Source organism: Psychrobacter sp. APC 3279 (assembly GCF_030407795.1).
Taxonomy (GTDB): Bacteria; Pseudomonadota; Gammaproteobacteria; order Pseudomonadales; family Moraxellaceae; genus Psychrobacter.
Genome location: NZ_JASDCR010000012.1, coordinates 29990 through 46372, shown reverse-complemented (window position 1 = coordinate 46372; position 16383 = coordinate 29990). Strand labels below are relative to the sequence as shown.

Below are 16383 nucleotides of genomic sequence, written 5' to 3'. Positions count from 1 at the left end.
TTATTCTTAGCACCTATCTTCTTAGTGCATGAATACATTAACCTTAGTACGTTACTTCGACTGTATCACTATAGCGGTAAGTACGTATCAAGCGCAGCTCAACGATATCATTCATGTCTTCAGTGAATTTACCAAAGGGTGCAGCTTGTCGTACCGACTGCTTGGCCGCTTCATCCAATATCGTAGAGTTCGAGCTTTCAAGCAGACGAATGGCTTTGATATTGCCGTCGTTACTGATGATAACCATTAGCCGTACTTCACCCGTAATGCCTTGAGCGCGCGCTTGCACGGGATAATGCAAGTTACCCACACGCTCGACATGCTCGCGAAATGTATTGATATAATCGGCTGCCGCACCCCGTGTGGTCGAATTACTATCCATCGTCACGACTTTGGATTTGGTCGCATAGACCTGCTGACGCTGAGATAGCTGAGCTTCTAAGGTTGCAATCTGCTTACGTAGCCGCTCTTCTTGTGCCATCGCATCATCTTGCGCTTGCTCGCTGTCATTATCCGACTCTACAGTGGCCTGACGCCAACTTAACGTCGTACGCAGATAACTCTCTTGATAACGCTGCTGACGTACTTTACGCTGTAAATTAACGATATCTTGAGTCTCACTCATTTGCTCAGCAGACATTGCACTTAACTGATTGTTCTCTTGTCTGAGCTGCTCTTCTATTGTACCGCCGCCCTCTTGTGAAGCGTTGGCAATAAAGTGTGCATCTTCATTGGGCTGCATGTTATCGGTCAGTACCTTTGCCACATCTTGCATCATAGCAGCTGGGTCTTTTCCCATAGAGAAGCTAATTCCGAAAATAATCAGCACATGAACAGCCACCGCAATAACAATGGCGACAGGCAAACTTATATCGCGCTTGGGCGCTTGCGCGGAAAAATGATAGCTCTGTGAGTCTTTTATATAGGCCACAATGAATCTCAGCTTATGAGCACATCAGTACAAAGCACTATTTAACAAGTGTTGTAACGATAGGCATGATTTATACTGGCGCTATCATAACATGACATAGAATTATGTCGCCAGTATAAGCACTGAGACGGCATTTTGACATCTGCCATACAGTATTGGTAACCTTATCCGCTGATTGAAAAACATGCATTTGAGAATATATAAGGCAGACTAAACACTGTCTATACCAAATGAATTGCTATAAAACGCATGTGTTCATTTTGAAGCCACTGTATTTGTTATATACTGCTTTAGCATAATAGCATTAGTAGCACGATACTTTGCAACAATCAAAACTGTGCATCGTGTTGATTAGGCACGGCAGATGATTAAGCAGCACAGTAAATGTAGATTCACTATGCACCAGTATCAGAGGTCAGTTTTTCGCTTTTGCTACCTATCAGTATAAAAATTACTAATGGTCGTAGATATTTAGAAATTATAGATGATTAGCTTTCGTTCAAATTAACGATAGCATGCAAAGTTTGTTTAGCCATTTTTACGTCACCGATTGAATGACGCGCCCTATAAGGATAATAAGTTTGAGTGACTTTGATAACGTGAATAATTCAGACAATTTTGATGAGTTCTTCGAGAGTATTGGCTATCGTTTTGACGAGTCATTCGGCAGTGGTTGGGAGCGTATCGCCCAATCGGTTAAAGATATCTATAATAAGACGACGGACAAGTTCGAAGATGAGTTGTCATTGCCAGTGGCACAGACTTACGTTAATGATGCACTACAAAAATTCGTCACCGACAATGTAAAAGCCATTTTAGAGCTACGTGTCGAGATGCATGAGGATTGGTTTCGTTTGTACTGCACTGTCAATGCAGGCGGCATCTATGCCGAAGTAGCAAGTAACTTTAGCCTAGTTCACGTCCAACTCGATCGCAATGTGCAGCGCTTTGTATTTGGTCAGCAAACTTATACCGATATGTTAAATCTGCGCTGCGAGTCTTTTATCAAACGTCAAGGTGTCAAACTGGCGATTTGGTTTTATCATAGCGTCCTCAAAAAAGACCCTTTAGGATTTATTCTGTCGTACGTCAATATTGCTCGCGCAAAAGACGAAGTGATTTATCTCGATATCCATCGTTGGTTAAAAAACAATAAGAAAATCATGAGTACCTTGCATAAGGTACAGATAAATTATGGCGAGCTAGAAGAAGAGCAAATGATTTTGAAGGCTCAAATCAACTATCGTGATTTACTGGCTGCCAGCAGTAACGAAGATATCATCGGTGATGATGATGATCCTGAATTGATGCAAGGCCCTATTAACCCTGTAGACGATGCGACTGAACCAAGCCAAGAGTAAGTCGCTAATGTTTCATCCCATAAGACAATGTTTTATCCCATAAAAAAACGCTGCAGCTTAGAGGTTATTGGCCTTATAGATGCAGCGTTTTTTTATTAAAGTCGTCAACTACCAGTAGTTCTCTACGGCAATATTACCCTCACCGCGGCGATTCATTACTAGTCCCAGTGTCTTTAATGCCTCTTTGGTATCTTCTACCATATCTGGGTTGCCACATAGCATGACATGCGTAGTATCAATATCTAATGCGATACCCGCGCGCGCTTGCAACGTACCCTCTAGCAGCAGCTTCGGCAGACGCTCTGACAATGCACCATCGACAGGCTCACGAGTAACGATTGGGATAAAGATAAGCTTTGCTGGATTATCAACCAGTGTACCGAAGTCTTCTTGTAGGCTCTCTATTTTCTCAACGTAAGCAAGTTCATCGAGCGTGCGTGCGCTATAAGCCAATACAATGTGCTCGTAATCTTCCCATGTCTTTAAATCTTGTAGCATCGATAAGAACGGTGCTAAGCCAGTCCCTGTTGCTAGCAGCCATAAGTCTTTTGGCAATGGTTTTTGGTAACGTGCTAACGTCAAAAACCCAAATGGCATGGTGTTGAGCAGCAGTTCATCGCCCACTTGTAAATGCTGCAATTGCGAGGTAAATGCACCGTCAGGAATTACGATAGAGAAGAATTCTATCACCTCATCAAAGGGCGAAGAGACAATCGAATACGCGCGAAAAACATCTTCATTCAATGCGGTATCAGAACTCTCGTCACTTGCCTCAGTCTGTTGATAATATTTTAATTGACTAGGATTAACGCCCAAGCGTACAAACTGCCCCGCTGTAAACTTAAAACTATCGGGACGGCTGACGGTAAAGCTAAATAAATTTGGCGTCCATGTGGTTTTACTGAGCACCGTTACTGTTTGAATATTATCACTCATAATTATTCGTCACTTATACTTTATTAAACTGTATTTTTATAAGATACCTTTGATAGGCAAAAGAAAATAAATACCAAAAAGGTAAGCATAAAAAAGATGCGCCAAGCTTATCATAAAGCTGGCGCATCTTGGTTTTTTAACCGTAACAACAGATAGATCGCAGCGACTTATCTGTTGTATTAACTCAGCGACATTACCAAATGCGAGCCAAACTTGCCCACTCAATCATACTATTTGGCAAGATACCAAAGAATAGAATAATCGCCGTCACAGCAATGACCATGATACCACCGGTACGAATACCCCATTGCCCAGACACGTCAAACTCGATGAACTGCTTAGGACGTTTGAACAGCGTGAGTAAAACGCGTAAGTAGTAGAATAGACCAATCGCACTGCCCAAGATAATCATCGCAGCCAAGAACCAGTTGGTGCCTTGTACTGCAGCTAAGATAGCAAATAGCTTAGTGATAAAGCCTGCCGTCAACGGAATACCAGCCAATGACAACATCATGATAGTCATGACAGCGGTCAATAATGGACGACGCCAGAATAGCCCTTGATAATGCGTCAACTCATCAGCTTCACCAGATAAGCGATACGGACTCGACATCAACGTCACTACACCAAAGGCACCGATAGAGGTAAAGGCATAAACCGCCATATACATACTAGAGATACTATCAGCGGCCGAGCCAATGCTGACAATCACGATCATCACATAACCCATATGGGCAATAGATGAGTAACCAAGTAGACGTTTCAGGCTAGTTTGACGTACTGCCAACAAGTTACCTACCAAGATAGATAAAGTAGCCATGACCATCAATAGCATTTGCACTGATGGCAATGCTAGCAAAGCAGTATCGATTAAGAAACGCACGGCTAGTGCCATCATCGCCACTTTTGATACGGATGCTAAAAAGGTAGCGATAGGCGCTGGTGCACCTTCGTAAACATCTGGCGTCCACATATGGAAAGGAGCAGCCGAGAGTTTAAAGGCGATACCAAACATCATCATTGCCGCGCCTAATATCAGTAGTGGCGACTCAAAGATATTGCCCAGCACCATGCTGATTGGCTTAAATGCTAGTGAGCCTACTTCTGCATAGATAAAGGCCATACCCATTAGCAATGTCGCTGATGCAGTCGCCGACAATACCAAATACTTCAGTCCCGACTCAAGTGACTGGTTGCGCATATAAGTATAAGCAAGCAAACCATATAACGGTACTGACAGCATCTCCAAGCTCATAAAGAATGACGCCATATGCTGCGCGCTTACCATGAGTAATGCACCAATGGTCGATAGCAGCATGAGCAAATACAGCTCTTCTTTGTTATCTTTGAGATTGGCCAGATACGCATAAGACAGCGTACAACAAGCCAAAGCACAGATAAAAATCACCACCATATTAAATTGAGCAAAGTTATCTATAACAAATAACTGCTCAGCGTTTGGCGCGATAGACCCGCTGTCAATCACACCGATCATCTGCCCGATAAGGGTAAATAGACCAACATTCAAGCCTGCCACCGTAATCGTACCAGTGACCATGTGCGAGCGTTTAAAGGTAATCGCGATCATAACCGTCAGTACCGTAATCACTACGGCGATAATCGGCGCGTAAGGCAACAATCCTATCAAATCATTCATCGTAATATCATTCATGACTTAACGTGCCTCCATTACATCAAGCAGCTGCGACGCATCTACCTGTGTCACTTGACTGTATATATATGCGTTATTGATCCACTGCATTGCGTGACTTGAGGTATCAAGGAACGGCTGTGGGTACAGTCCGAGCCATACCAAACCAGCAGCTAACATCAGTAGTAATGACAGCTCGCGCTTGCCCAAATCTTTTAGTTTACGTGCAGGTAAGCCATGTGACTTAGTTTCTCGCTCTGCCAATGCAGCGATGTTGTTTTCACCAAATAGTGCGCGATGAATCAAAATCAGCGAATAAAGACCTGCTAATACCAAACTGAATGTCGCAAAAACCACAAACACTGGATACTGAGCAAATGAGCCAAATAAAATCATGAACTCACCAATGAAGTTACCCGTACCAGGAATACCTAGCAGCGCGGCACAGAAGAACATCAATATCGGTGCGTAATAGCGGAACTGTCCCCACATACCACCCATTAAGGTCAAATCGCGTGTATGCAGACGCTCATATAGCTGTCCTGCCATAATGAATAGTGCAGCTGAACTTAAACCATGAGCAAGCATCTGAATCATCAGACCTTGCAAGCTGAGCAATGTTCCAGCATAAATTGCTAGTACCACAAAACCCATATGCGAGATACTGGTATAGGCCAGCAAACGCTTCATGTCGGTCTGCATAAACGCAAGCCATGCACCGTAGAAGATACCAATCGTACCTAGGGTAATTGCTATCGGTGCAAACTCTTGTGAGGCTGCTGGAAATAGCGGCAACACAAAACGAATCAAACCATATGCAGCAGTTTTAATTAGTACACCTGCCAAATCCACCGAACCTGCCGTTGGTGCCTGCGCATGCGCATCTGGCAACCAGCCGTGGAAAGGAATGATTGGTAACTTCACCGCAAAGCCAATGAAGAAGCACAGCATGATTGGATATTCCCAGCCGCCAAGTGACGTACCGAGCAGGTCATTATAGTTAAAGCTCACTACCCCTTTTTGGGCATAGCTGATAATGACCAATACCAAAATACCGATGAGCATGATAAGCCCAGACGCTTGGGTATAGATAAAGAACTTAGTTGCGGCATACTCTTTGGTTTTGCCAACCACATCATGACCCCAAATGGCGATCAAGAAGTAGATAGGAACCAGCATCATCTCCCAAAAGAAGAAGAATAAGAATAGGTCAATCGCTAAGAAAACACCAATAACGCCGCCCAAACTCCATAGCAAGTTTAAATGGAAGAAACCAACACGGCGCTGAATCTCATTCCACGAACAAGCAACAGCTGCCACACCAAGCAAACCTGTTAGAGCCACCATCATCAGTGACAAACCATCTAGTGCTAAGTGAAAGCTAATACCGAAACTTGGTATCCATGGCACACTAAATTCAGCGACCCAAGGCACGGCAGCATCTGGTGCAATGACCTGCTTACTCATACCGCTAAAATTACCTTGCTGCCAAAGTACCAACGACAAAGCAAAAGTCAACATCATACCGATCAAGGCAATCCAGCGCGGCAGACGTTTATTAAATCGCTCTACTACCCAGCATAGCAATCCTGCAATAAAAGGAATTGCAATTAATGCTGGTAGCATCCACGTTTGTTGTAACTCAATCATCTTTTATACCACCGTCATCATTACCAGCACCAGCAATACAGCCATACCCAAGCCAAAGCTTGTGGCATAACCTCGAAGAGACCCTGTTTGTGTCGCAGACAATACTTTATTACCTGCTGAGGCCAGCTTAGGCAAGACGAGCCACGCTTTATCGATAGGGTCGGCTTTTAATAAGCGGCCGATGAATAAAAAGGGTTTTACAAAAATTACATCATATAGCGCGTCGAAACCTAGGCCATGATAGCACCAGTGATATAGCGCCCCACCAATACGTGAGCGCTTAAAGCTAGTGAGCAAGCGACCTTTATTAACCACATACAACAGTGCTGCCAATATCAAACCTGCTGCCATGGCACCCATCGCGATATACTCTGCGGTGTGCTTAGCATGTGCTTGACCAGCGACTTCTAATAGATGGCCAACGCTCTCTGGCAATACACCATCTAGTGGTGGCGTAATCCAAGCACCAACGGCTGTAGATAACACTAGCAATACAGTTAAAGGTAACCAATACGACACCCCTGATAGCTTATGAGCATGGGTTTTCTCTTCACCAAAGAAGATAATCCAAATCATACGGAACGTATAAATCGCCGTTAAGAATGCACCAAATACACCCATATAAAATAGTACTAAGTGTCCAGTCGCATAGGTCTCCCAAAGAATTGCTTCTTTAGAATAGAAACCAACGGTAACCCAAGGTATCGCAGCGAGTGCACCGCCACCGATGATATAACACCAAAATACCAATGGTATCTTTTTGCGCAGACCACCCATTTTAAAGATATCTTGCTCGTGATGTACCGCAAGGATAACCGCACCTGATGATAAGAACAGCAATGCTTTAAAGAAAGCATGGGTCATCAGATGGAAGATTGCCCCTTGCCATGCGCCCACGCCAAGTGCTAGGAACATATAGCCAATTTGACTCATGGTCGAATAAGCAAGAATACGTTTGATGTCTGTTTGCGCGAGTGCACAGAATCCAGCAACAACCAACGTCAATGCCCCTACGCCGCCAACCCAATACAACAAAATACCTGGAGTCAGCTCAAACAATGGATGTAGACGGGCGATCAAATAAACACCTGCCGTCACCATTGTTGCCGCGTGAATCAATGCCGATACTGGTGTCGGGCCTGCCATCGCATCAGCAAGCCATGTGTGTAGTGGCAACTGGGCTGATTTACCCATCGCGCCGCCGACCAACATCATCGTCGTTAGCATCATCGTTGGGTTATTAACATCGAACACTTCTGGCGCGCGCGTAATAATCTCTTGAATATTAAGCGTACCGAATTCGCGGAATAATAAAAACAAACCGAAGGCTAAGAACACATCACCGACACGAGTAACGGTAAAGGCTTTCATCGCGGCACGGCCGTTGGCTCTGTCGTGATAATAATAACCAATCAATAGGTACGAACAGATACCCACGCCTTCCCAACCGAGATATAGCAAGAACAAATCATCTGCGAGCACCAATAACAACATACTGGCAACGAACAAGTTCATATAGCTAAAGAAACGAGCAAAGCCAGTATCGCCTTTCATGTACCAAGAAGCAAATAGATGAATCAAAAAGCCGATGCCAGTGATAACGCCGGTCATAGTCAGTGCTAAGCCATCAAAGCTCAAGCCAAAATGCGGCGCAAAGTCGCCCACTTGGAACCATGTCCACAGCGGAACCTGTACGACCGTTCCGGCAGGATTGGTGGTCAAAAAGGTATAGCTAACCACTAGCGTACATAGTGCTGATAACAGCATGCTACCCACGCCAACAATCGCTGCGACCGTCTCTGATAATTTGTCGCGCATGAAGGCTAAAATCAAAAAGCCAATGAGCGGGAATATAAAGGTTAATGGTAATAAACTCATGACATCATCCTTTCATCTCATTGGCGCTATCGACATCGAGATGCCCACGCTGATGATAAAAACGCAATAATATTGCCAGACCAATTGACGCTTCAGCCGCGGCCAAGGTCAAAATAAAGATAAACATAATCTGTCCGTCTGGATCGACCCAGCGACTACCTGCTACTACAAATGCTAATGCTGCCGCATTCATCATGATTTCAAGACTCATTAGCATGAATAGGAAGTTACGTCGTACCATGACGCCGCACAGACCGATGGCAAATAAAATACCTGCCAAAATCAGTCCATGACTCATGGGTATCATACCCAGTACATTTTGCGCCTCAGCAACTGGCTGTACTAAGCCTGCCACCTCGTGGGCAAACGGCACGTTTGACACATCTTGTGCCACGCTTGCTGCTAGTACCATTAGTCTGCCTCCTTGCGCGTAACTTTGTTCGCACCTACTTGACTGCCTACCTTCATACCTACATAGTCATGCGGATCAACATCTTTATATTCGTAAGGCTTAGCCATTTCTACGCCGTCATGCTGTGTAAGCGTACTATCATTGTCGTATTGTTTGATACTGCCTACGCTTGGCTTGAAATTTTGGCTATCATTACCGATGACCTCATCGTCGACTGTCTCTTTACCTAAATGATAAGCGGCGACCAAGGCTGCCAATAATAGCAATGCGGCTACTTCAACCAGCATAATGTATTTGGTAAATAACACCGTACCGACTGCTTTGGCAGAGATAGTCGTGCCACCCATCATGACAGCTTCATCGTGATTAAGACCAATCATCGCATAGAGCACAACGGCAATGATTATCGTCAATCCTGTCGGTATCGCCCAAGTACCAGCATCGAGCCAACGCTCTTCGCGCTCGTCATTACTCATGCCTAAATTAAGCATCATGATAACGAAAACAAATAGCACCATAATGGCACCGGCATAGACAACAATTTCTAACGCACCTGCAAACGGCGCACCTAATACAAAAAATATCCCAGCAATTGCCAGCAACGATACAATCATCGATAAGATAGCATGCACTGGATTGGCCTGAGTCACTACGCGCAGACTGGCAAATATCGCCACTGCTGCAAGCGAATAAAACCCAGCCAATTCAGGATGGTTCAAAATATTCATCATGGTAGCAAGCTCCTTAGATCAATCGGTGCAGACTCATTTTGTGCTGCGCCTTTTGGTTTATCTGCTACCGCCATACCTGTCACACGATAATAGTTATAATCAGGGTATTTACCTGGTCCTGAAATGAGCAAATGCTCTTTTTCATAGACCAAATCTTGGCGCTTATATTCACCCAATTCAAAATCTGGGGTCATTTGAATCGCTGTCGTTGGACAGGCCTCTTCACACAAACCGCAAAAGATACAGCGTGAGAAGTTAATACGGAAAAACTCTGGATACCAGCGTCCATCTTCACGCTCGGCTTTTTGTAATGAGATACACCCTACCGGACATGCCACCGCACACAAATTACAAGCGACACAGCGCTCGTCTCCATCAGGATCACGCGTTAGGACAATACGTCCACGAAAACGCGGCGGTACAGGTACCGGCTCTTCAGGATAAAGGATGGTGTCACGCGGTCTGAGCGCATGACTATTGACCATCCACATGCTGCGGACAATGGTAAATATACCAATGACGGTCTTTTTTATGGTAGTAAACATGGGATTATTATCCTTATCAGCTTTACCCTAGTTCATCAGTGATGGCTAGTAATGACTATAACGTTGGGGAAAAGATCAAAATGACCGCAGCAGTAATCAACAAATTGATCAAGGTTACGGGCAGACATACTTTCCAGCCAAAGTTCATCACCTGATCATAACGCGGACGCATGAGTGAGCCTCGAGCCAAAACAAACATGGTCATAAAGAACAGCGTTTTAATCATGAACCAAAAAGCTGGTGGAATAAATGGAATATCTAAATTGAACGGCGCAAGCCAACCGCCAAAGAACAAGCAAGTCATCAAGGCAGAAATTAAGACAACGTTGACATACTCACCAATGAAGAACATACCGAACTTCATGCCAGAATATTCGACATGATAGCCTTCAGCCAGCTCTTGCTCTGCTTCTGGTTGGTCAAATGGATGTCTATGCGTAACGGCCACACCAGCCACGACAAAGGTCAAAAAGCCAAAGAACTGCGGGATGATATACCAGCCGTCTGCTTGTGCTTCGACAATGGCACGTAAGTTAAATGAGCCTGTTAGCGCAACAACGCCCATCAACGACAAGCCTAAAAACACTTCGTAACTGATCGTTTGTGCAGCTGAGCGCAAACCACCGAGTAGCGAGAATTTGTTGGCAGACGCCCAACCACCGAACATCACCGCATAGACAGCAATACCAGCCATGGCAAAGAAAAACAGAATACCGATATCCCAATCAACCACGCCAAGCGTTGGCGAGATAGGAATAATGGCGAATGAAGCCAAGGCAGTAAACATTGCGACTGCAGGTGCCAAGGTGAACATAAACTTATCAGTAAAGTTTGGTGTCCAATCTTCTTTAAAGAAGATTTTGAGCATATCGGCGACTAACTGTAACGAACCAAAAGGCCCGACACGGTTTGGACCGTAACGATCTTGCCATAAGGCCAGCATGCGGCGCTCATAGATAATCATCATCGCCGCAACCAATACCACGACCAAAAAAATGACTAGCGATTGACCCACCAAAAATAGAATAGACCAAGTATCAAAGCTCATGCTATTGGCCAAAAAGCTTGGCACATCAGGGATAATACGAGTAACTTGCATATTACACCTCCTGTGTGGTGGTCGGCGCTGCGTTTATTTGCGCTGTGTCATTATCATTAATCATATCGTTAGCCATGCTACCCATCATCGTTACTGGTGCATCCACTTTACGTACCGATGCTGGCATTGATGGGTGAATGATACTCACCTGCCCAACGGGGTAACCGATACAGCCTTCTGCCAAATAACCGACCAGCTGTACGGGCAAGGTAATTTGTTGCTTATCGATTTCAATCGCCAAGTAATCACCAGCAGCGATATTCCAGTCTTTGGCATCATCTATACCGATACGCCATGTTGCAACAGGTAGTTGCTCTGCGACGATAGGGCTACGTGATGCCATCATTGAGCTGGCATAAATATTATGAATCGGTACCAGTTTCGCTTGGCCTTGCTGTAAGTCAGTTGTATTCGAAGACATCGCTTCTGGCGCCACATATTGACGAGTGGCTAGGCGCTCTAGCTGATCGAACAAACGTACACCTGGATCACCATTTTTCAAATGACCACCAACTTTATCTTGATATTTGTTCCATGCTTGCGGTGAGTTCCAACCTGCCGCATTGGCAAAAGGAATCATCGAGCTTGGCGTTTCTTTACCGCTATAACCTTCCATTGAGAAAGTTAGACCAGTATCCAAATCTTTTGGCTGCATTGGCTCGTGCACTGAGATTGGCGCACGCATAGCAGTACGACCTGAATAACGACGCGGTTGACGCGCGATTTTCAGACCCGTTATACGGTAATCAGCATCAGGCGCAGCGCCTTTGATACCCGCAAGTTTAGGATGGGTGGCAATCAATGCATTGATCACATCATCCAACTGCGTCCAGTCGACATCACGACCTTCGATGCTGCTATGCACAGCATGTATCCAGCGCCAGCCTTCTTTAATACTGCTCATCGGATGGTAGTATTCGTTATCGTAAACTTGGAAGAAACGCTGCGCACGACCTTCAGCTGATATCAATGTACCATCCGCTTCTGCAAAGCTAGCCGCTGGCAATACAATATCGACGTCTTTGTGCCAATCAAGGAGCTGATGATCTAACGCAATGACCGTTTTATCAGTCAATAGCTGCGTTAATTTATTGGCATCAATCGCATCTGTTAGCTGGTTTTCTGCAACCACAACCACATCGTAATCAGTCGCTAGCAACTCTTCAACTGATTGACCGCCAAGCATACAAACGCCCATGCTATTGGCATCAGGAACAGTCAGGTAGATACCTGCTTGTGCTTGATACTGTTTGTTTACTTCTTTTAACTCAAGGCTTTCTGCTGGCTCACGCTCGACATCATCCTGCGCTTCTGTATTTACGCCCGTTTCAGGTTTGTTCGGCTTGGCAGATAAATCTTGGTCTTCTTCAGGCTGGTCATTAGCCGCTTTTGCTTGGGCTGCCTGTACTTTGGCATTGTGTGCCTCAACCTGCTGTTGCTCAGTCGCTTTGATTGCCAAGCGTTTTTGGGTCAACGCTTGGGTAATCTGTGCTGCTGCTTCTATCAATGCGGTAGAAGACAAGCTACTACCCGAGATAACTAACGGCTTATCGGCTTGAATCAAGTCATAAGCGATTTGCTGTGCCAGTGCTTGCATACCATCAATTTCAGTACTTGCATCAGCATCTTGTTCAGCTGCTTGTGGATCTGTTATGTCTGCTAAATCATCAGCGAAATTGGCAATTTCATCAGCGACTTTGAAGCCAAGTTTAATGATGTCTTCAGGTGTCGCCACTACGCTCACTTTACTGATGTCTTCTAGCTTGGTTTGGGTCACATCGATGACATAGACTGGGCTTAACGCATCTTGAGCGATACGCTTAACTGGTTCAGCAAGCCAAGGTTGTGTTTGCAGCGCCGCCGCCATTTTTAAGCCTTCATTTTTTGCGGCTTGACGTACTGATAGCGCGACACGTGATGAAGTTTGCGTGATATCTTCACCTAATACGAGCACGGCATCATGCGTTTCGATATCAGTCATGCTAGGGTTATAAATGCCTTCCGTGCTGAGCACTTCGATACATTTATTAACCAGTGCTTGCTGCTGATGGTTCAAACCTGTTGAGAAGTTATCAAACCCAACGAGATTTTTTAGCGCAAAGTTGGTCTCTAAACTGGCACGCGGTGAGCCAATCCCGATGACTTTTTTATCTTTGATACGTTTGATGGTTTCATCAAGTGCGTAGTCAATATTGATTTTGACATGCTTATCATTGATACGTTCAAGCGCTTGCGTTGGACGATCTTCACGATTGACATAGCCATAACCAAAGCGGCCACGGTCACATAAGAAATAGCGGTTTACTTCGCCGTTATAGCGGTTTTCGATACGGCGCAATTCACCATAACGCTCACCTGGTGAGATATTACAGCCAGCTGAGCAACCATGACAGATGCTTGGCGCATACTGCATGTCCCATTTACGGTTATAACGCTCAGAGTGGGTTTTATCGGTAAAGACACCGGTTGGGCATACTTCAGTTAAGTTGCCTGAGAATTCGCTTTCGAACTGACCATCTTTATCACGGCCAAAGTAAACGCGATTGTTTGAGCCATAAACACCCAAATCTTCGCCGCCTGCGTAGTCTTTATAAAAACGTACACAACGATAGCAAGCGATACAGCGGTTCATCTCATGCGCGATGAATGGACCAAGCTCTTGGTTGTGATGCGTGCGTTTGGTAAAGCGATAGCGACGACGGCTATGACCTGACATATATGTCATGTCTTGCAAATGACAATGTCCACCCTCTTCACAAGTTGGACAGTCATGTGGATGGTTGGTCATGAGTAGCTCAACCATCGACTTGCGGAATGCTTTGGCTTCGTCGTCAGTGACCGAGATATACATGTCATCGCCAGGAGCGACCATACATGACATCACAAGGCGACCGCGACCTGCTTCCATATCTTCTTTATTTTGGAATTGCTTGACCGCGCACTGGCGGCACGAGCCTACTGAGCCAAGGGCTGGATGATAACAAAAATACGGCACATCAATGCCGAGTGATAAGCAGGCTTGTAGCAAGTTATCTGCGCTATCTACTTCGACAGTGGTTCCATCAATATGTATGACTGCCATGCCGCTCTCCTTATTTCACTACTGGCTGTTGGTTGGCTGCAGCATCAATAACATCGACACCAACCGCCTGCGCGATTTTTTGATCAAACTCTGGACGGAAATATTTAATCGCACTCATTAGTGGTTCCATCGCACCTGGCGCATGCGCACAGAATGTTTTACCAATCCATAAGTCACGCGTCAGGCCTTCTAGTTTTTCTACATCGCCCACTTGCCCTTCACCATCATTGATGGCGGTAAGCAGTTTAACGCCCCACGGTAGACCATCACGGCATGGCGTACACCAACCGCACGACTCGCGTTGAAAGAAAATCTCAAGATTGCGCAGTAATGGCACCATGTCTTGTGATTCATCAACGACCATAATCAGACCAGTACCCATACGGCTACCCGCTTCTTGAATTGGGTCAAAATCTACGACTACGTCTAGATGATCAGCGGTTAAAAAGTCTGTCGATGCGCCACCAGGGAGCCACGCTTTGAGGGTTTTGCCTTCCTTCATACCACCTGCCAAATCTTCAATGATTTCACGAGCTGTATAACCAAACGGTAATTCCCATAGGCCTGGATCGTTTACCAATCCTGAGCAGCCGAATAGTTTGGTGCCTGGCGTTTTACTTTTGCCTTTAATTTCAGATAACGACTGATACCATTCAACGCCATGATTCAAAATCGCTGGCATATTACACAGCGTTTCAACGTTATTAACAACGGTTGGACGACCCCATGCACCAGAGATTTGTGGAAACGGCGGCTTAGTACGTGGGTTAGCACGGCGTCCTTCTAGACAGTTAATTAGCGCTGTTTCTTCACCGCAGATATAACGCCCAGCACCGGTATGTACATGTAAATTAAAGCTAAAATCTGAGCCTAAAATATTATCGCCCATGAGATTGTTGGCCAAGCATTCTTCGATAGCCGTCACCAAACGCTGCGCTGCCAAAATATACTCACCACGGATAAAGATGTAGCCGTCAGTTGCTCCAATCGCATGAGCGGTAATCAGCATCCCTTCGATCAGCTGAAACGGTAAACGCTCCATCAATAAGCGATCTTTAAACGTGCCCGGCTCCATTTCATCAGCATTACAGATAAGATAACGCGGCAAACCATCTGGCGGCGACATGAATGACCACTTAAGACCAGCGTTAAAACCTGCACCACCGCGACCTCGAACATTGGCCGCTTTAATCATATTGCCGACGTCTTTAGGCGACTTGGATAGCGCTTCTTTTAGACCTGTAAACCCTTTTAGAGATTCATAAGTGGCTAAATCAAGCACGGCATCATGATGTGCTAGACGCCACGTTAATGGCCTAGTTTCGCTAGTGGCTGTCGCTTTATCACCATAGATTGGAACACGCTGTGCATTTAGCTGGCTTGGTGCTTGACCTTGACCGCGACGAGCAATCTGCTCTGAAATCGTTAAACTCATGCGTATAGCTCCAATAATTGCGCGACCTCGGATGGCTGGACAGGGCCGTAAGTGTCTTCATCAATCAGTACCGCTGGCCCCTTATCGCAGTTGCCCAAGCAGCAAATTGGCAATAGCGTAAAACGGCCATCAGCCGTGGTCTGACCATACTCAATACCTAGCTGCGATCTGATCTCAGCTGATAGCGCTTCATAACCTGTCAAGTAACAGGCCACTGAGTCACATATGAGAATCACATGGCGACCGACAGGCTGGCGATAAATACGGTTAAAGAAAGTCGCGACCCCATCCATGTCTGACATCGGAATGTCTAGGATGTTGGCAATAGCGTTTGCTTGCGCATCATCGACCCAGCCGTTGCGCTTTTGCACGATTTTTAGCGCATCTAGCGAGGCGGCACGCGCCTGCGGATAATGATGCATAAACTCATGAATGGCAGCGATTTCCTCAGTGGTGAGGATGCTCTCCACATCTACTTTTGGCATTTTGTCGGAAACAATTTTCATAATCTTCTGTCTTTCCTCACTCATCCTGCTCTATCACAAGCCAATATCAGTCTGATACAACTGTAGTTATATTGGCGAGTGACAGCATTTTGGTGTGCCATCAGGCAATAATATGTTGATGAACAAATACTTTTGAAGCAGCGGTTTAACCTTAAAGATCAATATC

13 protein-coding genes are annotated in these 16383 nt (G+C 45.3%); 1 reads left to right on the top strand and 12 read right to left on the bottom strand.

Features of this window, described 5'->3' with window-relative positions; genetic code table 11:
- Window positions 1–43: 43 nt before the first annotated feature.
- Window positions 44–931 (bottom strand): TonB family protein, encoded by an 888-nt coding sequence (locus QL898_RS08010; protein WP_290176422.1) that lies wholly within the window; start codon window positions 929–931, stop codon window positions 44–46.
- 581 nt (window positions 932–1512) lie between these two features.
- On the opposite strand from QL898_RS08010, the gene QL898_RS08005 reads away from it, so the two are divergent.
- Window positions 1513–2292, top strand: coding sequence for a hypothetical protein (locus QL898_RS08005; RefSeq protein WP_290176421.1), 780 nt, complete (start codon window positions 1513–1515; stop codon window positions 2290–2292).
- A gap of 108 nt (window positions 2293–2400) precedes the next feature.
- Here the strand turns inward: QL898_RS08005 and QL898_RS08000 are convergent, their stop codons facing one another.
- The 11 genes from QL898_RS08000 to nuoE all read right to left on the bottom strand — a co-directional run bounded on the left by QL898_RS08000 (window position 2401) and on the right by nuoE (window position 16217).
- The gene (locus QL898_RS08000; protein ID WP_201547624.1) at window positions 2401–3228 is read right to left on the bottom strand and encodes a ferredoxin--NADP reductase; all 828 of its coding nucleotides are present in this window, start codon (window positions 3226–3228) and stop codon (window positions 2401–2403) included.
- Between the two features lie 193 nt (window positions 3229–3421).
- Window positions 3422–4900, bottom strand: a complete 1479-nt coding sequence (locus QL898_RS07995) for an NADH-quinone oxidoreductase subunit N (RefSeq protein WP_201547623.1) — start codon at window positions 4898–4900, stop codon at window positions 3422–3424.
- 3 nt (window positions 4901–4903) lie between these two features.
- Window positions 4904–6529, bottom strand: a complete 1626-nt coding sequence (gene nuoM, locus QL898_RS07990; protein ID WP_201547622.1) for an NADH-quinone oxidoreductase subunit M — start codon at window positions 6527–6529, stop codon at window positions 4904–4906.
- A gap of 3 nt (window positions 6530–6532) precedes the next feature.
- On the bottom strand, window positions 6533–8407 hold the full coding sequence (gene nuoL, locus QL898_RS07985) for an NADH-quinone oxidoreductase subunit L (protein WP_201547621.1): 1875 nt from the start codon (window positions 8405–8407) through the stop codon (window positions 6533–6535).
- A gap of 4 nt (window positions 8408–8411) precedes the next feature.
- Complete coding sequence (gene nuoK / locus QL898_RS07980; RefSeq protein ID WP_025653102.1) at window positions 8412–8720, bottom strand: NADH-quinone oxidoreductase subunit NuoK; 309 nt, start codon at window positions 8718–8720, stop codon at window positions 8412–8414.
- A gap of 98 nt (window positions 8721–8818) precedes the next feature.
- Window positions 8819–9550 (bottom strand): NADH-quinone oxidoreductase subunit J, encoded by a 732-nt coding sequence (gene nuoJ / locus QL898_RS07975; protein ID WP_290176420.1) that lies wholly within the window; start codon window positions 9548–9550, stop codon window positions 8819–8821.
- A complete protein-coding gene (gene nuoI, locus QL898_RS07970) occupies window positions 9547–10095 on the bottom strand; it encodes an NADH-quinone oxidoreductase subunit NuoI (protein ID WP_010198902.1) in 549 nt (182 codons plus the stop codon). The genes nuoJ and nuoI overlap by 4 nt, the downstream gene beginning before the upstream one ends.
- A 55-nt stretch (window positions 10096–10150) precedes the next feature.
- Window positions 10151–11143, bottom strand: a complete 993-nt coding sequence (gene nuoH / locus QL898_RS07965) for an NADH-quinone oxidoreductase subunit NuoH (protein ID WP_179798733.1) — start codon at window positions 11141–11143, stop codon at window positions 10151–10153.
- A 52-nt stretch (window positions 11144–11195) separates the two neighbouring features.
- A complete protein-coding gene (gene nuoG, locus QL898_RS07960; protein WP_290176419.1) occupies window positions 11196–14276 on the bottom strand; it encodes an NADH-quinone oxidoreductase subunit NuoG in 3081 nt (1026 codons plus the stop codon).
- Between the two features lie 10 nt (window positions 14277–14286).
- The gene (gene nuoF, locus QL898_RS07955) at window positions 14287–15711 is read right to left on the bottom strand and encodes an NADH-quinone oxidoreductase subunit NuoF (RefSeq protein ID WP_290176418.1); all 1425 of its coding nucleotides are present in this window, start codon (window positions 15709–15711) and stop codon (window positions 14287–14289) included.
- A complete protein-coding gene (gene nuoE, locus QL898_RS07950; RefSeq protein ID WP_058024550.1) occupies window positions 15708–16217 on the bottom strand; it encodes an NADH-quinone oxidoreductase subunit NuoE in 510 nt (169 codons plus the stop codon). The genes nuoF and nuoE overlap by 4 nt, the downstream gene beginning before the upstream one ends.
- Window positions 16218–16383 lie beyond the last annotated feature (166 nt).